General features: G+C 42.7%; 19 protein-coding genes. 1 reads left to right on the top strand and 18 read right to left on the bottom strand.

Annotation, left to right across the window (positions count from 1 at the left end):
- Window positions 1–4: 4 nt before the first annotated feature.
- The 3 genes from pseH to pseI all read right to left on the bottom strand — a co-directional run bounded on the left by pseH (window position 5) and on the right by pseI (window position 2737).
- Window positions 5–595: a UDP-4-amino-4,6-dideoxy-N-acetyl-beta-L-altrosamine N-acetyltransferase gene (pseH, locus tag ACVFI8_RS02195; protein ID WP_457872913.1), complete on the bottom strand. Its 591-nt coding sequence runs from the start codon at window positions 593–595 to the stop codon at window positions 5–7.
- A 93-nt stretch (window positions 596–688) separates the two neighbouring features.
- Window positions 689–1684: a PseG/SpsG family protein gene (locus tag ACVFI8_RS02200; RefSeq protein WP_457872914.1), complete on the bottom strand. Its 996-nt coding sequence runs from the start codon at window positions 1682–1684 to the stop codon at window positions 689–691.
- Window positions 1685–2737 carry a pseudaminic acid synthase gene (pseI, locus tag ACVFI8_RS02205; RefSeq protein ID WP_457872915.1) on the bottom strand — a complete coding sequence of 351 codons (1053 nt, stop codon included), beginning with the start codon at window positions 2735–2737 and terminating at the stop codon, window positions 1685–1687.
- Between the two features lie 160 nt (window positions 2738–2897).
- Here pseI and ACVFI8_RS02210 point away from each other — a divergent pair, with 160 nt between their 5' ends.
- Window positions 2898–3299, top strand: a complete 402-nt coding sequence (locus ACVFI8_RS02210; RefSeq protein ID WP_248715076.1) for a hypothetical protein — start codon at window positions 2898–2900, stop codon at window positions 3297–3299.
- 43 nt (window positions 3300–3342) lie between these two features.
- On the opposite strand, the gene ACVFI8_RS02215 is transcribed toward ACVFI8_RS02210, so the two are convergent.
- The 15 genes from ACVFI8_RS02215 to flgE form a co-directional block, all read right to left on the bottom strand.
- Window positions 3343–6219 (bottom strand): motility associated factor glycosyltransferase family protein, encoded by a 2877-nt coding sequence (locus tag ACVFI8_RS02215; protein WP_457872916.1) that lies wholly within the window; start codon window positions 6217–6219, stop codon window positions 3343–3345.
- Between the two features lie 26 nt (window positions 6220–6245).
- Window positions 6246–6560: a hypothetical protein gene (locus ACVFI8_RS02220; RefSeq protein WP_248715074.1), complete on the bottom strand. Its 315-nt coding sequence runs from the start codon at window positions 6558–6560 to the stop codon at window positions 6246–6248.
- Window positions 6561–6974: a flagellar export chaperone FliS gene (fliS, locus tag ACVFI8_RS02225; RefSeq protein ID WP_248715073.1), complete on the bottom strand. Its 414-nt coding sequence runs from the start codon at window positions 6972–6974 to the stop codon at window positions 6561–6563.
- A gap of 11 nt (window positions 6975–6985) precedes the next feature.
- Entirely contained in the window at window positions 6986–8383 is a 1398-nt protein-coding gene (gene fliD / locus ACVFI8_RS02230; RefSeq protein WP_457872917.1) for a flagellar filament capping protein FliD, read from the bottom strand.
- 22 nt (window positions 8384–8405) lie between these two features.
- Entirely contained in the window at window positions 8406–8828 is a 423-nt protein-coding gene (locus ACVFI8_RS02235; protein WP_248715071.1) for a flagellar protein FlaG, read from the bottom strand.
- Window positions 8829–8904: 76 nt separating this feature from the next.
- Entirely contained in the window at window positions 8905–9726 is an 822-nt protein-coding gene (locus tag ACVFI8_RS02240; RefSeq protein ID WP_248715070.1) for a flagellin N-terminal helical domain-containing protein, read from the bottom strand.
- Between the two features lie 567 nt (window positions 9727–10293).
- Window positions 10294–11118, bottom strand: coding sequence for a flagellin N-terminal helical domain-containing protein (locus ACVFI8_RS02245; protein ID WP_248715069.1), 825 nt, complete (start codon window positions 11116–11118; stop codon window positions 10294–10296).
- 211 nt (window positions 11119–11329) lie between these two features.
- Window positions 11330–12544, bottom strand: a complete 1215-nt coding sequence (gene flgL, locus ACVFI8_RS02250) for a flagellar hook-associated protein FlgL (protein ID WP_457872918.1) — start codon at window positions 12542–12544, stop codon at window positions 11330–11332.
- A 7-nt stretch (window positions 12545–12551) separates the two neighbouring features.
- Window positions 12552–14525 (bottom strand): flagellar hook-associated protein FlgK, encoded by a 1974-nt coding sequence (gene flgK / locus ACVFI8_RS02255; RefSeq protein ID WP_248715067.1) that lies wholly within the window; start codon window positions 14523–14525, stop codon window positions 12552–12554.
- Between the two features lie 7 nt (window positions 14526–14532).
- Window positions 14533–15543 carry a flagellar assembly peptidoglycan hydrolase FlgJ gene (gene flgJ / locus ACVFI8_RS02260; protein WP_248715066.1) on the bottom strand — a complete coding sequence of 337 codons (1011 nt, stop codon included), beginning with the start codon at window positions 15541–15543 and terminating at the stop codon, window positions 14533–14535.
- Between the two features lie 2 nt (window positions 15544–15545).
- Window positions 15546–16646, bottom strand: coding sequence for a flagellar basal body P-ring protein FlgI (locus ACVFI8_RS02265; RefSeq protein ID WP_248715065.1), 1101 nt, complete (start codon window positions 16644–16646; stop codon window positions 15546–15548).
- Window positions 16647–16671: 25 nt separating this feature from the next.
- Window positions 16672–17346 carry a flagellar basal body L-ring protein FlgH gene (gene flgH, locus ACVFI8_RS02270; protein ID WP_457872919.1) on the bottom strand — a complete coding sequence of 225 codons (675 nt, stop codon included), beginning with the start codon at window positions 17344–17346 and terminating at the stop codon, window positions 16672–16674.
- Window positions 17347–17372: 26 nt separating this feature from the next.
- Window positions 17373–18161 (bottom strand): flagellar basal-body rod protein FlgG, encoded by a 789-nt coding sequence (gene flgG / locus ACVFI8_RS02275; protein WP_248715063.1) that lies wholly within the window; start codon window positions 18159–18161, stop codon window positions 17373–17375.
- 16 nt (window positions 18162–18177) lie between these two features.
- Window positions 18178–18924, bottom strand: a complete 747-nt coding sequence (gene flgF, locus ACVFI8_RS02280) for a flagellar basal-body rod protein FlgF (protein WP_248715062.1) — start codon at window positions 18922–18924, stop codon at window positions 18178–18180.
- A 158-nt stretch (window positions 18925–19082) separates the two neighbouring features.
- Window positions 19083–20420, bottom strand: a complete 1338-nt coding sequence (flgE, locus tag ACVFI8_RS02285) for a flagellar hook protein FlgE (protein ID WP_248715061.1) — start codon at window positions 20418–20420, stop codon at window positions 19083–19085.
- Window positions 20421–20426 lie beyond the last annotated feature (6 nt).

A 20426-nucleotide genomic window follows, 5' to 3' on the forward strand; every position in this document is an offset into this window, starting at 1 on the left:
TTCCTTATAAAATAAAGCGAATATACTTTGCAGCTTCTGTAATCTGCTTTGGCAGTTTAGCCAGCACTCTTTCTCGCTGTTGCTGCCACCTTAAAACGGGATACCTATAATCGTGAAGCAAGGGCTTACTACCTGATTTTACACCATCGATATTACTGCTAGCTTTAAGCTGATACTCAAATAAATCTCGAAGTTTTAACACCGAAGGATTGGTAGACAATACCTCTGCTTTCAATTGGTCTATAGAGTGTTTTATGTAATTGGCACTATAGTCCAACGCGGCTATCTCTAATAATAATCCAGAGCCAGGCCACACATCGGTCTCGCCGAGGTAACACCCCCACTCTAGTATCCCCGGCTCGACTATATCAAAATTAAGTACACCGATAGGCCTGCCGTCTTGATAGAAAATAAAATAATCGCAGTTTTCCTGCTCAGATAAACCGGCAAACCAAGCTTGATGATTTTCAAATGAGATAAGCTCGCTATTTCTCATCATGTGACGAACACGATCTTGATTACGCCAACCAAGCACCAATTCTAATTGGCTAGGCTCTAAAAGGCTAAACGTCGTTTGGGGGTAATGCTTACTCACAAATAAAATTCCGTGGTTATCTTAATTGATATCATACCTTTTTTTGCAGGCTATATAGAAACCGCCAGATAAAATATGAATCAGTTTTAGCCGCTAGACCTGCCTTATATCACCATTGCTTTGAGTGATGCTTTCCATTGCAGAAATAACCCGTTCTGCGCCATAAACATCAACCATTTTTAATGCAAGATCATGCCGTTGAGATAAGTCGCTGGCTAACAGATAGGTAAGCTGTTCAACGAGCTTTTGCTGTGCTGAACACCCTCTAGCATCGAAAGCACAACACCAGCCTGAAGCTTCTGCCTCGCGAGATGCCTTAACTTGGTTATCGGCAACAATGGCAAATACTGAAGGAACCCCTTGGCTAGCGAGTTCAAATATTGTTGACCCCGCAGCAGCTATTGCAAATTGGGCTTTGCCCATTAAGCTCGCCATTTCCTTGGCGCCCAGATTTTGATGTAGCGTAACCTTGGCAAGCTTAGGGCTATTTAGATCGATAGTCATCGCATCGGTTACTACCAAGTGAATATCGCTTAGGCCTTGATTGCTCAGAGCTTCAACTGCATCCAAACTTAAATTCGCTACATCGGCACCACCAAAACTGACTAGTACTATGTCTCGTTTTGGATAACTCAAAAAGCCTTGTTGAAACTCAGAGCGCAGCAAAACATAGCGCACACCTAAGAGTAATGTGGCGCGGGGGAAGGTGTTGCTATAAAAATCCTTAAAGTCTTTTCCGCTAGGGCTAACCACAAGATGGCTATCTAAAGGGTAAGCTTGTTGTAAATCGTCTATGTGTGCCAACCGGTTTGCAATGCGGTTAAATATTCCACATTGCTGCTGAGAAAAATGATAACCGTCTAAAAACAACCAGTCCGGTTTATTGATTAATGATTGATTTAGCAGTTGCTTATCACCATCGATATAAGTGAGCTCAATACCTGGCGGTAAGTTCACCGCTACACGGCTAGTAGTGAACAGCTTAACCTTCCACTCTCTTGCAACAGCCGCTTTGGCTAAGGCAGACATTCTCACCAAATGACCAAAACCGATGTTTGAGCTAGCATCAAGCCGAATCCATAGTTCCATCTAGGAAAACAGCTCCCAACTTAGCGGGGTACCTTTATCTAAATCTCTACTCGCCTTGCGCCCTAGTACCGTCTCCCAGTATTTAGGCGGCATGCCTAGGCCTGGCCTAACAATTTTCAAATTGTTAGGTGTAAATAATTCACCGGCTTTGATGTTACAGCTGACATAGATAGAACGGCGGTACATCTTCGATTTTTCTTCAGCCTCGGTACCTCCATAACGCACCTCTCCCAATGCTAACTTGGCATTGTTGCATTCAATGACCAAGCTAGTGAGCTCAGCAGGCTCAAGTGAAAAAGCAGCATCTACTCCGCCGGCGTTACGATCTAGTACGAAGTGTTTTTCAATGACACTCGCGCCCATGACCATACTGGCAACACTCACGCCTATGCCTAAGGTATGATCAGACAGGCCCACTAAACAATCGAAGCTTTGCTGCATGTGCGAAATGGTGGCTAAGTTGGTATTTTGGGCCGAAGCGGGATAAGTACTGGTGCACTTAAGCAAAATAATTTGCTGATTACCTTGCGCGCGAATAGTGCGCACCGCTTCATCTATCTCGGCTAAACTGGCCATTCCAGTTGACAAAATAATTGGCTTACCTGTTTTTGCGATATATTCAATTAAAGGTAAATCGTTGTTTTCAAAGGATGCAACCTTGTAGCAAGGTACATTAAGACCTTCTAGCATATCCACCGCTTCTTTATCGAAAGGGGAACTAAAAGCAATCAACCCTAAAGACTTTGCGTAACTAAATAAGGCTTCGTGCCATTCATAGGGAGTGGCGGCTTCGGCATATAATGAATGTAAATTTTTCCCCTGCCACAAATTGCTACTATCGCGAATAACAAAACCTTCTTTATCGGTATCCAAGGTCATACTATCAGCGGTATAACTTTGCAATTTAATCGCATCTACCCCAGCTTCGGCAGCTTGTTTTATCATTTCTTTGGCGATTGAAAAATCTTGCTGATGATTACCCGATAGTTCAGCAATAATAAAAGGCTTATCGTTACTGGATATCGTTTTCCCAGCAATAGTAATTACTTGCATTGTTAAAATCTTGCGAAGGTTGCTTTGCTAAGACACTAGCAAGAACTACACCTAAAAAACATCGTTTTTTTGACGAAACTCGAGAGTGGCGTTAATCTTGCTTTTTAATTGGCTAAGCTTCGGTTAAGGTTAAATTAAATTTCTATAGAGGGCCTATAAAATGGATACAAAAGAGTTCACCGAATTAATGAAAAACTCTGCTCAAGATGCAGTGTTATTTTCTCAAGAAGCCTTTCAAGTTGAATTAGATTTTAGTATCAGTAGTGTCAATAGTATTGACCAAATGATTCAGCAATTAAGCTTACAAGCTCTCGATAACAAAGCGCTATTTACTTATTCTTATATGTTAGGTGGATATTTAGGAGAGGTTTACATTAAAACTTATTCTGGACATTGGCTTTATGAGGAAGAAACTGAAGATGAGCCACCACAAACCTTCGTGGTAAATGGTGAAAACACCTTCGCTTTTCCCAGCAAAGTTTACCATGCATTAATTGGGACTGAAGATGTTAGTTTTACCGAGTACTTTAAAAAAATAAGTGAAAGTACCCTAGAGCAATAAAATCAGGGTTGTTGTCTTAAATTACCAACAACAACCCATTTTTTTAGCTGGTTTTCGCTTGTCGATCCCAAGACGCTTTTTGGCTTGTTACATCCCATTCATCTGCGCGATTAAGTGTGTACTCTTTAGCTTCTTCAACATATTCACGCCAGATCTGCTTCCCTTGCTCAAACCTTTCAATACAGATATCTTCATCTTCTGACGAAAATGCCAATCGAGTTAAATAGGTTAAACTAAAAGAAGCACTGCCACGTAACAGGGCAAAAAATAGCGAGTGTTTATTGGCCGAGCTTCTTTGAACAAACAATAGCTGGTTATTTAGTAACGCTAACACCTCTTGCCAATTGTGTTGTTTTTCGTCTAATTGTTTTAGCAATGCTTGGCAATCATCAGCAAACGCTTGCGGCTGATACTGCTGTTTGAAAGCAGAGTAGAGCTTCGACGTATCAATGGTATACGCGTCACTCTTAAGCTTGGTTTTTAACTCACTTTTATCGACCACTTTATTAGCGATCACATCATCGCCATTTAATGGCTGGGTTCCACCAATGTAAGCCCCATCACTGCAATTGAAGACATCGACATCAGGATACTCTGCAATGGTTTCTTCCATCACTTCACGGGCAAATCTAAATTCAAACTTAGTGTTCACCCACTCTTGAAAGTTGCCTTGTACTCTTAGGCCAGTACCATGTTTGGCGTAATTATAAAGCTCTTTACCGGTTTTCTCATGAAAATACGCCGAATGTTTACTGTGGTGTTGAGTCGGGTCTTTAAATCCTAAGTCAATGCCAAACAGGTAGATCTGCTTAAATCCAAGCTTTAAGGCATAAGCTAAAGCACTGTTAGACACTGTCGGATAAGAATACAAAATATCTTCAAACAGATTAGTCTCGGGTACAGAGTCTTGATACATCAACGTGGCGGCTTCGCCACGTTTGAAACAAATCAATGCATCATTAAATAGTGCCGTAACATCAGGGTGAACACCGTTCACACTCATTAAATCGATACTTTTGACCCATTCAGGATCATTAACTTGCTCAATCCACTCTACCGTGGCACGTGTTTGTTCCACTTCGGCGTGAAAATCTGGCTTAATACCAAGCTTATGTAGTGTTTTTAGACAAGTGCCACAAGAAATAATAATTGCATGACCTTGGTGTCGTCTAATATGCTCAATGCTAGCGTCAAGTGAAGGTCCGTTGCCCACAATAAACAGTGGTGTGTCGGCCAGTAGCTTAGTGATCTCTGGCGTTTTACGCTTTAATAAATGGTGATGACCTCGGCGAAACGCTTCATTAGTGTGCGATATATTAAACATTGCATGATCAAAGTATTCACCTATGTTCATCAATACGCGAAACTGCTCTCGAGTACTACGGATAGCGGTATCCATTACCTTATGAAAGTAACTCACATAGAAGAAGGTATAAGATAAAATATTAATACCTTGCTGTTGCAACTTAGTATGTAAGTCACTAAACATGTTACTGCCATCATCACCGATATTAAGGTAAATATGCTGCTCGTTTTCTTCAACGCGATGTAATACAGCCTGCCAATCTATCAGGTACATAGACGCCATAAAATAGTCGATATTAGGCTCGTACAAAATAAAATAGTCGATGTCATGAGATAACAACAAGTGCTCTATTTGATAGCCTGCACCACAACCATACATGATAAATGAGGGTAAGCGCTGTGGAAGCTTGGTTCTTGACTCTGTGGGCAAACTACTGACCAGCTCCTTTAATTCGTCAGAGCGCTTATAGTGAATATAGGGGCTAGGCTTTCTCAGCCCTTTACGCGCATCAAGCGCTTCCAACTTTGGATTAGATGAATAATGTTCGAAATAGTTTTGGCTTTCCTGTTTAGGGCTTTTACTAAATAAACACACACCATAGTCACTATCAAACAAATTCACTTCACCATTAGGCATTAGCAGCAACTGCCAGCGCTGTTGTTGGTAAGATAAACTTTGGGCGTAAATGTCCGGCATATGTTCAGCAAAGGCCAGCAAGTTATTTTGTTGGCGTTGCAGCAAAGTATCGTGAATAGCAGCCAATTGTTGCGAACTAAAAGACGAGCCCATAAAGTGATTCATCGAATAACAACATTCATAATCTCGATCTTCATCTTCACTACGCCATTGAATTTTATCAATATTTTCAAAGCTCAGGCTACGCGTAGCAAAGCCCCACTCTAGCGCATTAAAGGGAATATAGTTGTAATGTTTAAATAGAAAGAAATGACTCTCAGCGGTTTGTTGTTGCCACTCTTTAACAGAATGCAGCATCTGCTGGCCAGTTTCGCCGATAATAAAGGTTAATTTACAATCTTGATTCTGCAGATAATTGACAATGTTAAGCCATTGAGCACTATACAAAGAGACGGCTAACAAGTCCCATTCAGGCTCAATTAACAAAACATGTTTCCAGACTTTCATCTGTAGCAACTGCTCAATATGCAGCCCTAAGCCGCAGCCTAAAATCATTAGACTGTCTGACTCTGAACTAATACCTGTATATTGTTCTTCTAGGCCAGGGTAGCGCTGCTCAATGGTCATTAAGCTATGTTCATTAGGCTCAATGCAACTGTTCATGGTTTCACTATTCACTAATAAACCGCGTTGCTGGAAATCACTCAACTGCTGGTTAACTTGTACGTTGGGTACGACATCGTAAAGCGCACGACCTTTATGAACATTCACAATGTTTAGGTGCTTTTTACGGGTAATAAACGGCGAATAATGTGCAGGCGGATGGCGGTGAAGTTTTTCGGCCAGCTCTTGTGAATAAACCGAGATAGCGTTCAAATTGATTTGAAATTTACGCTTAATGATGGGAGTAACAGTGGCTTCAATGGTTTGTTGCTCATTAGTATCAGAGCTAATTTGAAAATCGATATTTCTCAGCATAGTATTCCCAGAAATTGTCTGGCTAATTAATAGCCGTAGGCTTTTTTAACTTTTTCACTCCGGCGTATCGCGCCTAACTTACCAGACACTTCACTACGTCCCTGAATACAAAATTGCTGAATTTTTTGCATTCTTTCTACATGCAATTTAATGATTGCCTGCTGACTAGGATTTAATGTATTCACAGTGGAGAATAAAAGTTCGAATAGTTGTTGGTGTTGCTTCAGCAGTGAGTCTAAAGACTCACTGGAAGGCTGGTCTACTGCAAGCTCTTGTTCAACGCTAGCCAAACAGTGTTGAGCTTGTTCAACCACAGAATCAAAAGTTTCTGCTGGCTGCATTTACTCGCCACGCATTTGATAGGCTTTCTGCTTATCAGCTTCTGGTATTTGATCCCAGGCAGACTTAATCGGTAACATTAGATCGATAACTTCGCCGACAATCACAGCATCATTAGCGATAGACGCTTCAGATAAACGTTCCAACATAAATGAATACAGATCAGCCAGATTAACCGCAATATCTCCACCGCGGTCGAAGTCCAATGTGTTTTTCAAAGAAGTGATAATAGACGTGGCTTTAGCTAAGGGTTTTCCCTTATTTTGAAAATCAGAACGCTCAATACACCCTTTGGCTACCGCTAAATTTTCTAGAGCGGTTTGCATTAAAATTTGCGTAATTCGGTGAGGATCAGCGGTTGCAACCTGATCTTTAACACCCACTTGTCGATACTGATTAATACCTTTCTGATACATGCTCTATTCCACTAACCCAATTGCCCCATAATATAGGACATTTGGCTATTTAAACTACCCATGGTGACATCAAATGCGGTGTATTTAGATCTTAAAGTCGATTCATAAGAGGTCATACGCTCCTCAAAATCTAGCATTTGATGTTCCAGATCCCTTTTTTGACTCTTAACTGAGTCTTCACGTGTGGCTAATACCCCACCCGTTTGTTCGTAACTTTTTACGGTAGCTAAAAAGCTCTCAGCTACACCACCTTCCATTGCAAAAAGCTCGCCAACGCCGTCTAAGTTGTTATTAATGGCTTCTTTAAATTCTGATTCGTTCAATGTTAATAAGCCATCAGCGTCCATTTCAATGCCTATACCATATAAGGTACGCATACCGGGCGCTGCATCATCATAACCATTGGTCGACAAGCCGCCTAAACTATAGCGCAAGGTTCTAAACATGGGGTCGCCACTTAACTCTTTGCGGCCACTATTATCATCACCCTCTTGTACCGAGGTTGCTTTGGTATGTTTATCGATTTCTTTAATAACATTATTGTAAGCGTCAATAAATGCCTTAATATTTTCAACCGACTTCTCTTCACTCGGTTGTATATCTACAGTAACTGCACTGGTCGTCAATTTATTGACATCAATAGATACCCCAGAAATCACATTATTAAAGTTATTGGTTGAACTAGTCGCTTCTATATTATCGATAGTAATCTTGGCTGAAGATGCATCGGTCACATCCATTTTCCCGCCAACATTGGTAAAGTTATCTAGCTCAGCATTAGCGCCAGTGTTGGTCACTTGTAAGGTATTTCCGTCCCCGGTTTCGTTTGAGGTCATTGAAAGGCGAATTTCTGAACCGGTATCTATCAAGTTGACCGACACACCGAAGTTGTCGTCTTGGCTATTAATTTGCTCACGTAATTCTTTTAGCGTGGTACCCGCAGTGACATCTACAACCATTGATTTTCCACTAGACGTACTGAAGGTTAATTGGCCGTCAGCTGTCGCGATAACATCATCTTCTGAACTATAAAGTGGTGTTCCGCCATTGCTAGCAGCGTCAATAGAGGTCAATGCGGAGCCTTGCGCTAAAGCTTGTACTTCAATAGCGTAGTTACCATTAGTCGCATTATCAGCGAGATCAACAGAAAACGATTCGCTACCTGCGGCTTCATTAGTGGTAGCTGTTCGAGGGAAAAAGGTATCTTGGCTTTGTGCTTTTTCAAGTATGCTACGAAATGCACTGAGTTTAGATTTGATGCTGCCGACAGCGGAAAGGGTCACCTCGAGGGTGGTTTTGGTTTTTTCAAAGCGTGCATCTTTGCCTGCTCGCTCTGCATTCAGAGTCACTTCGATTAGGGCTTCTAGATCTAAGCCACTACCAATACCTGCCGCTGTAATTCCTGTCATAACATCTTACCCACATATATTTTTATACCAATTGATCAACAAACAAGCCGGTTGTTTCGCCAATGGCGTCTTGAAATTTTTGCAGCCGCTCTTCCAACTGACGATACTCTTCTGTAGGGATCTCGCGAATCAGCTCATCAGTACTTCGATTCAGTACCGAAGTAAAGAACTGCCCATCTCGCTCGTCAACTACAAATTTCACGTCTCTATCTTGGACCTCGAGTAACTGATTGATTGAAGCAACCACATCTTCTACTTGTTCACGGTCATCCGACTGACGTTTTTCCTGGTCGGCCTGTTGTTGAGCCTTAGCTTGCTGTTGTTCTTTTTGAAGCGATATCTGTGCCACTTCCATTTTATCGGCAGCACTAACCTCTGGCTCTCGACTTTGCGTTAAGCCCACGGTTGCCGCCGACGTGGATACTAAACCAACATTACTATCCATATTACAGACTCCTTAAATAAAGCAAGCCACACCTAGAGTATAAGTGTGGCTGCGTCTTTCTTCACTAATTTTACTATTAAACTAAAGCTAACGCAGCCTGTGGGCGTTGATTAGCTTGAGCCAAAATAGAAGTACTAGTTTGCTGTAAGATTTGAGCTTTAGTTAAATCAGCCGTTTCTTTAGCGAAATCAGTATCTTTGATTCGAGAACGCGCACCAGAAATATTTTCTGAGATGTTAGACAAGTTTCGAATTGTAGACTGGAAACGGTTTTGAACCGCACCAAGCTCAGCTCGCTCAGAATCAACCAGTTTAATTGCTGAATCCAGTAAAGCCATTGCAGCACTTGCGCCAGCAACACTAGAAACAGACAGACTTGCTAAACCTAAGCCTGACGCTCCCCAACCACCTGAACGAGAGATGTTTACACTGATATTTTGTCCAGCGTTAGCTCCCACTAGGAATGCAGCAGAGTAACCGCCATCAAGTAGATTAACACCACCAAATTGGGTAGTTGTCGCTACTCGGCTCATTTCAAGTTTAAGTTGAGAAACCTCAGCTTGAAGTGCAGTTCGGTCGCTTGAATTATTGATACCATCTTGAGATTGAACGGCTAACACGCGCATACGTTGCATCATGTTAGTTAACTCGTCCATTGCACCTTCAGCAGTTTGCGCTACTGAGATACCATCTTGAGCGTTCATCACCGCGCGGTCAAGACCTTGGATTTGCGATGTCATACGGTTAGAGATTTGTAGACCAGCAGCATCGTCTTTCGCACTGTTAATACGGAAACCAGAACTTAAACGTTGGTATGCGGTGTCTAGTGTATTGCCAGAGCTTGCTAGCTGGCGTTGTGCGTTCAATGACGACACATTGGTGTTGACAACTAATGCCATATTTTGAGCCTCCTAAGAAATTGTTCATCCTGATTGAACTTGAGTCAGGACGACCAAAACCATTTTTAGTTGTTGAACCCCTGATTTATGAACCGTAAACCAAGACAACGTTTAAATGGACCAAAGTTTTATTAACTTCATATCTGTTAGCGGCAAGGGAAGAAGAAGCTTTAGGAAAAAAATGGAAAAAAGCGGAAAAAATTTGCCGCTTATACGGCAACACCTTATATCACGGGCTTTCACGGCAAAAAATATATCGTAAAAGGCACAATTGAAGTTGATAATAAGGCCAAAAATGAAAATTTATATTTATTTACGCCAAGTTCTTGTCAGTAAAACTTGGCATAAGCTTTGCTTTGTTATTGTGGCAGTCTGAACCACTGCGAAAAAAAGGCCAAGTGAGTATGCATCACTTGACCGTATCGCTCGAAACGATAGGAGATTGAGAGCGAAACTAAAGCGCAACTTATTATTGGTATGGAAATGAGCCTCCTAAGAGTACTAATTGCGCTACTGCAGCCTGAGGACGGTGGATTGAACCCCCACCGTCCTTTCTTTTTACCTGGATTAACCGAGTAATGATAATGCAGCCTGAGGACGTTGGTTTGCTTGAGCCAAAATAGTGGTTGAGGTCTGCTGAATAATCTGGTTACGCGTTAATTCAGCGGTCTCTTTAGCGAAGTCTGTATCTCTAATACGTGAGCGCGCCGCAGTAACATTTTCTGAGATATTCGATAAGTTACGAATAGTCGATTGGAAACGGTTTTGCACCGCACCGAGTTCTGCACGCTTACCATCGATAATCTTCATCGCTGAATCAATGGCTGTCATTGCCGCACTTGCCCCAGCAACACTAGAAACAGACAGAGCGCCTAAGCCTAAGCCAGAAGTACCCCAGCCTCCACTGCGAGAGATATTAACACTGATATTTTGACCAGCATTAGCACCCACCAAGAAGCTAGACGAGAAAGTACCATCGAGTACGTTAACGCCACCAAATTGAGTTGTGGTGCCGATACGGCTCATTTCAGCTTTAAGTTGAGACACTTCTTGTTGAAGCGCGATACGGTCATCTGAGTTATTGATACCATCTTGTGATTGGATAGCCAATACTCGAATTCGCTGTAAAGAGTTGGTAATTTCGTCCATCGCGCCTTCAGCCGTTTGCGCTAGAGAAATACCATCTTGGGCATTCATTACAGCACGGTCTAAACCTTGAATTTGCGAAGTCATACGGTTTGAAATTTGTAAGCCAGCTGCATCATCTTTTGCACTATTAATACGCAAACCCGATGATAAACGTTGGAATGAGGTATCTAATGACCAGCCAGATTGCGTTAATTGGCGCTGAGCATTAATAGATGACACATTTGTATTTACGTATAAAGCCATGATATTTCTCCTATCTATATTTAACCATTTACAGGTTTTATAATTTGTCAGTTATTTTGTTTTTCTGACTTACCTATATAACGGCAACGCTTCAATATTCTTTAGCAATTTATTTTATTTTTTTGTTTTATATATAAGCTGTAAAACAAAAAAGGTTGCTTCAATATTGAAGCAACCTTTATAACGGCAGACTAAGAATATACTTTAGGGTTTATAGGTAATTAAATAGCGAAAGTTGGCTAATGCGGCTGTATGAAGAGTAAGATGTATTAAGCGCTAGTTCGGCTTTCTGAAGGTTGCTCACCGCCTCAGCAAAATCCACCTCACTGACAGAAGCCCTTGATTTTTGGTTGATTATATCCATAGCTGACGCTGAATTTCGTACCGACTCTAGGGAGTTTCCTCGGGCACCTAGCGAGCCCAAGGTTAAATTCACCCTTTCCATAGCATTATCAACGCCTATTAAAAAATCATTCTGAGCAGCAACAAATTCGCCTTCAGGAATAGTATTATCCTCAAGCGCGGTAATAAAATCACCTAACATATTTAAAATATTGTCTTTCACTGGAGGGGCTAACTCAAATTCTTCAGGTGGACCTCCGGCAGCGCCGGTCACCACCACGTCGATACCGTTAAAGTTAATGAGTTCTCCTGAAGTATAATCGCCCACCACAGGGGGTACTAATGACGCCCCGCCATTATCTAAAATTTCATAAGTATCTGGAGAACCAACATTGGTTTGAACTAAAAACTGATTATTAGCCGGATTAATAGGATCGTAATTTAACTTATGAAATGAATCATAGGCTTTTTGATCAGATATCGTAGTGGTAATATTAGCGGTTAAATCGTTTGTAACAAAACGTTTAAATACATTATCAAATATTTCTTGGCCGGTATCATTACTTTGAATATAAACCGATGATGAAACTTTTAACTCATTAACACCTACATCACCCTGGTAGTTGTAGTTTTGCCCGTCATATACATAGGGCTTCTTTTGGGTTTGAAAACCCGAAAAAATGTAACTGCCATCGGCATTTTGACTATTCATAAAGTCAAACATTTGATCTTGAATTTGGCGTAATTCTTGAGCGAGCGAGGCGCGCTCTGTTTCGCCGTTAATACCGTCACCTGATTGCACACCTAATACACGCGCTCTTTGTATGGCTGTCATCATGCCATCGAGAGTCGTTTCTTCAAAGTTCAGTGCATTTTCTAACAAGGTACCATTTTTTAGGTGTTGCTCTGTTAAGGTGATTTCGGTACTTAAAAACATGGTTTTACTCATGTCAGAAGGACCATCGGCCGCGGTAAGTAATTTTTTATTGGTAATTAAATGCTGGTTCATTTTCTCAACTTGTTGCTGAGAATTAAGCACCCCATTCAATGAGCTTTGATACAAATTAATACTCGATACACGCATAATTAGCCTACCTCACCGACGCTAATAAGGTTTGAAAGGTCTCTTGAGCCGCACTTATCACTTGAGCGGAAGCCGCATAAGCCTGCTGAAAGCGAATTAAATTGGATGCTTCTTCATCAAGGTTAACCCCTGATATAGAATTATGCCGCTGAGTACTTTGCTCTAAAAGTGAAGATGCCGCAGATGCAGACACCCTAGCTTCGCTGGTTTTACCACCCACAAAACTCACTAAACTGGCGTAAGCATCGTTCATGGTCATTTTATTATCACCCGTGGCAGCTAAGCTTTTACGTACTAAATCTTTTTGTTGTAAATCAACCATTCGCAGCGCGTTATAGTTGTCATTAAAACCATCGGTATTGTACCCCATGGTAAATACGTCACCTTCCTGCACATCCCCGTCGATATTGATCTCATAACCCGGAGATAAAGCCGGTGTAGCATTAGCAAATATCTGCTGGCCCGCAGTCGACGCAGGCGCGGTGGCCAACAGGCCACCAGAACCATCGTAAATATCATAGTCGCCAGCTGCGTTTATACGCACCTCATGCGGGCCATTTACATCATAACCACCAGGCAGGGTAAAATCTGAGGTAGCAGGGTCGGTATCGTAGATAGAATCAATCGAAACCGTGGCATTTCCACGGTTATTCAGTTCACGCTCTACGCGTATAGGCGCCGCCAAGGCCAACTTTTCTGGCTGGCTCATACTCACGACCATTTGTGCAGCAGCATCACGCGTAGGCTGTATTAAATGCTTATCACCCGCAGCAAATGGCCCTGATGAGAAATCCCAATCCATGCCATCTAACTGAAAATTTGTCGGCGGAATAGACCCCGATACCACCGAGTCAATGGCACTATCCCCATCATAACGCTGTACTTCAAAGGTCGTAGGCGAGATAAACGACACCCGGTAGTCGTAAGGGCTCACTTCACTGCCACTGCCCGCGACAAAAGTTCCACTGATGGTGCCAGCCGTGGTATTGCTGGAAAACTCTTTACTATTAAAAGTTGGCAAAGTGAAAATATCGGTGCCGATATCCCCATTTAAGTCCATGCCTAATGAGTTTTGTTGGTTAAATGCATCTGCCATCGCAATGGATAGCTGGCCTAATTGGTTACGACTAACATCCAAGGTGGTTTTACGGTATTCCATTAAACCACCAATGGTACCGCCTATTTCCTCACGACCAATAATTCGGCTAGAGCCAGCCAGTGTCAGAGTCATTTCTTTTTGCGTTTTATCGGGATCACCATCAACCATATTCAGTTGGGTGTAATCATCTTCCAATACTAGGGCTTGGCCTGAGCGCATAAACACCAAGGTAGAGCCGCTATCTTGAACAATGGTATTAATGTCGATAAGTTCTGCTAGTTCTTTGATCGCTTGGTCACGTTTATCAGACAAAATAGCAGTATTGCCATCTAAGGGACTGCCCCCTGCGGCTACAATTTCTTTGTTTATTTCAGCAATATTAGTAATTAGGGCGTTAGCTTCATTAGACTTTTCAACCAAGTCTTGGCTGATATTTTTTTCTTGAATTTGGTACTGTTCGTTAAGCGTGCGGTAACGGTCAGTTAATGCATTGAATTGAGATAAGGCCAACTCTCGAGTAGACAGGGCCGTAGGATTATCTGTTGTAGCGTGTAACTGGGTAAACATGTCGTCGAATTTAGAACTTAACGACAAAGCATCATCACTAAGAATCGCATCGATAGTGCTTACCGATTCCAAGTAAGCGTTACGGCTGGCAAAGGTAGAGGTATCGCGAAACATTTGCGCTTGAGCAAAACCATTCAATACACGTTCGGTATACCCTTCCCTCACCCCACCTAAAGTATCGGCAGTATAAAATGTTCGCTGAAGGCTATAACCAGGAGTATTAACATTGGCAATGTTGTTACCCGTGGTCATCAATAGGCGCTGTTGAGCAGCCACCCCTGATGAACCAATCGTTAACAGGTCATTCATAGCCATAATCTAATTACTCCCCTTCAACATCAGAACGACGAAAGTCGGAAAAATGACGACTATCGAGTATTTGGCCAATCTTATTGGCGTACTGAGGGTCGGTCGCATAGCCCGCATTTTGTAATTCTGCAGCATAGCGTTTGGCATCCATCCCATTGGCGACAGCCTGTTGATAACGAGGCCCTTCAACAAACGACAAGTAGTCTTTAACACTCTCTTCGAAAGAGTCGTAAGAGCGAAACGCAGCGCGTTCTTGCTTAGCTTGCCCATCTCTATACTCTAAAGTGTTCACGACTGCTTTATCTCCTTGCCAGCGTTTGTCGGCTTTAATACCAAACAAATTATGGCTGCTTGTTCCGTCATTATTGGCTATCACTTTTTTACCCCACCCCGATTCCAGTGCTGCTTGGGCTACAATGGCCATAGGCTCAATGCCTTTATCTACCGCCCACTTTTTGGCTATCGGCAACAATGTTTCAATAAATTCGCTGGGGGTGGCAAAACTTTGCCCTTTTGCCGCATCTACTTGTTGCGGTTTTTCAAGTGAATCGCGATTAATACTCACTTTATCTAAAGTTTCCTTAACCGCGGCCGTTACACTAGTCGATACAGCAATTTCCTTGCCAACTGATGACTTAGCATCTAAAGCGCGTTGTTCAAGGTCGATATTCTGGCCACCGCGTAATACTGACGCTGGCGTCATGTTGGCAGCAGCGGGGTTCAGTTGCGCCACAATTAAGTCGGCTAAACCTAGCGCCCCCGAAGAAGATAACTCTAGTGCCATTTGATTATCATGCATGTCACGATAAGTTTGAGTATGTCGGTTATTTAATGGCGAGTCGTTTTCAAACAATGCGTTACTTTTACGCATTTGTTTTAGCAACATTTGCATAAACATAGCTTCAAATTGACTAGCGACCTGATTTAGTGCCTTGTTAGGGTCTTTTTGAGCCGAACTTCTAAGCTCATCTAAACTGGCTAAATCATGGTAATTTGCGCTTTGTTTGACCGCATCCATCGTCATCGTTAAATCACCATTAACTCGCCTTGAATTGCACCCGCTTGTTTTAGGGCTTCAAGGATTGATACCAAATCACCAGGTGCAACGCCTACACGGTTAACCGCTCTAACCAAATCATCTAATGACGCACCAGGGTCAAAATTGAACATTCTTGAATCTTCTTGAGTGGCTTCAATGGTACTAACCGTCGTTTCTACCGTTTCGCCATCAGAAAATGCATTAGGCTGAGAAATAACCGGTGTTTCAGATATTTTCACCGTTAAGCCACCGTGGGTAATCGCCGCAGGCAAGAGCTTGACATCTTTACCAATAACAATGGTACCGGTACGAGAGTTAATAATGATTTTGGCCGACTCAGACGCCGGTTCAAAACTTAAATTCTCTAAAGTAGAAAGATAGGCAACACGTTGACCGGGGTCTCTTGGGGCAAATACTTGTACCGACGTGGCATCCATGGGTGTTGCCGTGTTTGGCCCCACTAAGCCATTAATGGTATCGGCTAAACGTTTGGCTGTTGTAAAGTCTGAACGCTTTAAATTAAAGGTAATGGTATCGCCACTCATAAAAGGTGAAGGCACCGAACGCTCTACAATCGCACCATTAGGAATGCGCCCTACCGTAGGGGTATTGGATATAACCTTTGAGCCATCAGCGCCCTCTGCACCAAAACCGCCTACAATTAGGCTACCTTGAGCCAGCGCATAAACTTGGCCATCAGCCCCTTTTAAGAAGGTTTGAACTAGACTACCGCCGCGTAAACTTTTCGCTTCACCAATCGCAGAGATGGTGATATCAATTGTTTGACCGGGTTTAATAAATGCGGGGAGTTCTGCATGTACCGCCACAGGCGCTACATTTTTAATTTTTAAGTTAGTACCAGGTGGCACGGTAATACCAAAATTTCGAAGCATGGTGGCAAAAGACTGCTTCGCAAAATCACTGTTCTTCTCCCCTGTTCCCGGCAAACCCACCACTAAGCCATAACCTGTTAATTGGTTAGCACGTACGCCGGCTACATTGGCCACGTCTTTGATCCGCGCAGCACTAACAGTATTAACCACTAAACACAAACTGATACTGAACAACAAAATGCCACGTTTAAACATGAGAACTACTCCTAAAAATAAGGGCTTAGAATGGCCAAACTTGGCTATTAAAGAACTGAGATAACCAGCCCTGTTCGGTGGTATTAGCAAAATCACCAGTACCGCCATATTGAATTCGAGCGTTAGCAATACGAAGCGACATAATTGAATTATCAGGCGCTACATCTTCTGGACGAATAATCCCCGTTAGGCGAATATACTCATTGCCGTTATTAAGCATTAACCATTTTTCGCCACTAATAATTAAGTTGCCGTTAGCCAACACCTGCACCACGTTGACTGAAATATTGCCGGCTAAACTGTTACTTTGAGCGGCATCGGCTTCACCACTAAAGTCACTATTTTGACTAAGACCTAGTTCTATTGGGTTTCCACCTATGGTTGCTACACCACCGGGTACGGTAATCTGGTTAAGATTTAAGGTTTTGTCTTTAGCTAACTCGTTGCTGGCTGACTTACTGGCCTGGGTGCTTTCAGCTAGGGTGACCACGATAATGTCACCAACCCGATGTGCCTTTTTGTCCGAATATAAATTATTAGCTCTGTCTTCGGTAAATAACGACCCTGTAATCCGCGATTCAACGGCAACATCTTCAGGGTAAACAGGCGCGTAGGCAGGATCATCTGGCACCACGGTATTATTTACGCTAGCACAGCCTGCCATTGCAACACAGCCTGCCAAAACGATGAGTTTATACATGAGCAATCCCTCTCTCTAAACTTCGATTACAACTGTTGAGTTGCGAAGGTCAACATTTGGTCTACGGTAGAAATTACTTTTGAATTCATTTCGTAAACACGCTGAGCTTCAATTAAGTTAACCAGCTCTTCAGTCACATTCACGTTAGACGTTTCTAAAGAACCTTGGCGAATAGCACCTAAACCATTCTCTGAGGCGATTCCATTTTGTGGTGCTCCACTGGCACCGGTTTCGAGGTACAAGTTTTGTCCTCTAGGCTCTAAGCCCGACGGATTAACAAAATCAGTAATGGTAATTTGACCAATCACTTGGCTGTCTGTTTGCCCTGGTAAGCGAACACTCACCTCGCCGTCTTCGCCTACGGTAAAGCTCTGAGCATCTTCAGGTACCTGGATCTCTGGCTGCAAAGGGTAACCTGCGCCCGGCGTGACAATGGTGCCTTCGTCATTGAGACCAAATTGACCATTACGCGTATAGGCTGTTGTTCCATCAGGCATGAGCACTTCAAAAAAGCCCCGCCCATCAACCATTAAGTCGAACGCATTGTCAGTAGTTTGCACATTACCTTGATCATGATTTTTTTGAGTAGCCACCACTTTGGCACCCGCTCCAATCATCAGTCCCGAAGGCATCTTAGTATTTTGCGAAGAACGTCCGCCTGGCTGATTAATGGTTTGGTATAACAAGTCTTCAAATACAGCTCGACTTTTTTTGTAACCAATAGTGCTAGCGTTTGCTAGGTTATTAGAGATTACAGATACATTGGTTTGTTGGGCATCTAAGCCGGTTTTACTTATCCATAATGCGGGATGCATAATTCGCTCCTTATTCCTAACTTAATCGCAACAAGCTACTAGTGGCTTTTTCATTTTCTTCAGCGGCTTTCATCATTTTAATTTGCATCTCAAATTGACGTTGCATGCTGATCATATGGGTCATTTCTTGAATAGGGTTCACATTGCTACCTTCAACCGCACCTTTTACTAACTCCACCGTAGCGTCAGGTTGGTAAGGTTGACCATTGGTGGCTCTAAATAAACCATCTTGGCCTTTGGTTAAGTCCGCAGCGAATGGCTTGCTAAGTTTGATGCGATTAATTTCTTCTAAAGCATCAGCAGGAGCACCTTCAGGGCGGATTTCAATGGTTCCATCTTCATTAATTTCTAACTTTTCAACGGGTAAGGGAATAATGATAGGCGCATCTTGGTTACCTAAAACCGCTTGACCTTGCATGGTTTGCAACACGCCGGCAGCAGAAATAGTAAAGTTACCATTGCGTGACAACGCTTCGTTTCCATCTTTGTCTTGAACCGATATCCAACCTTCACCTTTTACTGCCACGTCTAAATCTCGCCCGGTCGTTTTAAGTAAACCACCAGCAAAATTTTGACTAGGCTGCTCGGTCATCGCAAATACCCGCGATGGCATACCAGGGCCAAATGCTTGCATAGCGCGCGCATTTTCAATGTCGGCCTTAAACCCCGTGGTATTAGCATTGGCTAGGTTGTTTCCGCGTACCGCGAGCGAATGCATGTTTTGCTTTGCACCGGTCATCGATATGTAGAGTAGTTGGTCCATTATTTATTCCCTTCGTCAATTAGCTGACTCTAGGTAAATAACAGCAAGTATGATGCCAAACAAAATAAGGTGATAAAGAAGAAAGGAAATATCTATATAAATCAGATAAATAAAAAGGCAGCGAATGCTGCCTTTTTATTAGAAAAGCATAAGCACGATTAGCGGATTTGGATAATCGTTTGCTGTAATGTCGAGTTAACTTCAAGTGCTCGAGAGTTAGCTTGGAAGTTACGCTGAGCGCTAATCAAGTTTACTAATTGCTCGGTCAAATTAACGTTGGCCTGCTCTAACGAAGCCGAATTAATTTTACCAAAGGTACCGGTGTTCGCTTCACCAGCGATGGCTTCACCACTAAGCTGAGTTTGCTGCCATGCGGTATCGCCAATTTGTGATAAACCTTGATTATTATTGAACTTGGCAATAGACACTTTAGCAATGTTTGATGTTTGACCATTACTGTAAGAAGCCACCACTAAGCCATCAGGGCCAATATCGATCCCTGTTAATTTACCTACGGTCGAGCCATCTTGTGACAAGTTCGATACTTCAAACGCCGAATTATATTGGGTAGGAGAATTAAGGTTAAAGGTAATAGTTTGCGTAGGATCTACCGACCCAGTGACAGGATCCCATACTCCACCAGGGCCTGACGGCGGCGCCGTGCCCAAAGCAACCGTTTCAATGATTAACGGTGCAGAGGTGGCTAACGCACCGGTATTATCAAAGGTTAAGGTTGCCGAAGCTGGAATAGTAGGGTTTGAGTTACCAGCATTAGGTGTATTGGCCGTACCACCATTCACATCGACCGGTTCGCCGTCAATGTAAATCAGTTTATGCCAAGTATTCGCGGTCGTATCGTCTTTTATAAAAAAGGTTTCCGCGACATGTGAGCCACCTTGCGAATCATAAACGGTTACCGAAGTCGCCGAGGTATAGGTATTGCTATCCGTTGGGTCAAAATCGCCAAGGTCATGACTGGTGCCACTAGATGGTAAGTTGAAGGTCATATCAACTTGGCCAGTCATGGTCGGTGTTCCCACCTCGGTGCCAATTTTAATGGCATTGGTAGCAGCCATACTTACTGCCGATGGCGTACCGTTATTGTTTACGGTATAGCCTTGTAGGTACTGGCCTTGCGAATTAACAATAAAGTTGTCTGCATTTAACTTAAATGCCCCTGCCCGCGTAAATTCACGAGTTTGGGTGGTAAGATCTGAAGCAGTAACAAAAAAGCCTTCTCCGCTGACAGCCAAATCCAACGCATTTTGAGTAAAATTCAAACTACCTTGATGAAACTGTTGGGCAACATCAGCTGTTTTAACGCCATTACCCACAGCAGTACGAGCATTAGAGAAAATCGATGTTGCATACACATCGGCAAACTCAGCTCGCGACTCTTTAAAACCAATGGTGTTGACGTTAGCAATGTTATTCGCCGTTACGTCAAGATCCTTTTGCGAGGCATTGATGCCGCTTAGCGCGATATTAAATGACATCTCTCA

The organism is Agarivorans sp. MS3-6 (assembly GCF_054112545.1).

Bases quoted from the DNA above. Each gene is read 5' to 3' on its own strand.
- ACVFI8_RS02200 (WP_457872914.1), bottom strand. From the start codon at position 1,684: ATGGAACTATGGATTCGGCTTGATGCTAGCTCAAACATCGGTTTTGGT.
- pseI (WP_457872915.1), bottom strand. From the start codon at position 2,737: ATGCAAGTAATTACTATTGCTGGGAAAACGATATCCAGTAACGATAAG.
- ACVFI8_RS02210 (WP_248715076.1), top strand. From the start codon at position 2,898: ATGGATACAAAAGAGTTCACCGAATTAATGAAAAACTCTGCTCAAGAT.
- ACVFI8_RS02215 (WP_457872916.1), bottom strand. From the start codon at position 6,219: ATGCTGAGAAATATCGATTTTCAAATTAGCTCTGATACTAATGAGCAA.
- ACVFI8_RS02220 (WP_248715074.1), bottom strand. From the start codon at position 6,560: ATGCAGCCAGCAGAAACTTTTGATTCTGTGGTTGAACAAGCTCAACAC.
- fliS (WP_248715073.1), bottom strand. From the start codon at position 6,974: ATGTATCAGAAAGGTATTAATCAGTATCGACAAGTGGGTGTTAAAGAT.
- fliD (WP_457872917.1), bottom strand. From the start codon at position 8,383: ATGACAGGAATTACAGCGGCAGGTATTGGTAGTGGCTTAGATCTAGAA.
- ACVFI8_RS02235 (WP_248715071.1), bottom strand. From the start codon at position 8,828: ATGGATAGTAATGTTGGTTTAGTATCCACGTCGGCGGCAACCGTGGGC.
- ACVFI8_RS02240 (WP_248715070.1), bottom strand. From the start codon at position 9,726: ATGGCATTAGTTGTCAACACCAATGTGTCGTCATTGAACGCACAACGC.
- ACVFI8_RS02245 (WP_248715069.1), bottom strand. From the start codon at position 11,118: ATGGCTTTATACGTAAATACAAATGTGTCATCTATTAATGCTCAGCGC.
- flgL (WP_457872918.1), bottom strand. From the start codon at position 12,544: ATGCGTGTATCGAGTATTAATTTGTATCAAAGCTCATTGAATGGGGTG.
- flgK (WP_248715067.1), bottom strand. From the start codon at position 14,525: ATGGCTATGAATGACCTGTTAACGATTGGTTCATCAGGGGTGGCTGCT.
- flgJ (WP_248715066.1), bottom strand. From the start codon at position 15,543: ATGACGATGGATGCGGTCAAACAAAGCGCAAATTACCATGATTTAGCC.
- ACVFI8_RS02265 (WP_248715065.1), bottom strand. From the start codon at position 16,646: ATGTTTAAACGTGGCATTTTGTTGTTCAGTATCAGTTTGTGTTTAGTG.
- flgH (WP_457872919.1), bottom strand. From the start codon at position 17,346: ATGTATAAACTCATCGTTTTGGCAGGCTGTGTTGCAATGGCAGGCTGT.
- flgG (WP_248715063.1), bottom strand. From the start codon at position 18,161: ATGCATCCCGCATTATGGATAAGTAAAACCGGCTTAGATGCCCAACAA.
- flgF (WP_248715062.1), bottom strand. From the start codon at position 18,924: ATGGACCAACTACTCTACATATCGATGACCGGTGCAAAGCAAAACATG.
- flgE (WP_248715061.1), bottom strand. From the start codon at position 20,420: ATGTCATTTAATATCGCGCTAAGCGGCATCAATGCCTCGCAAAAGGAT.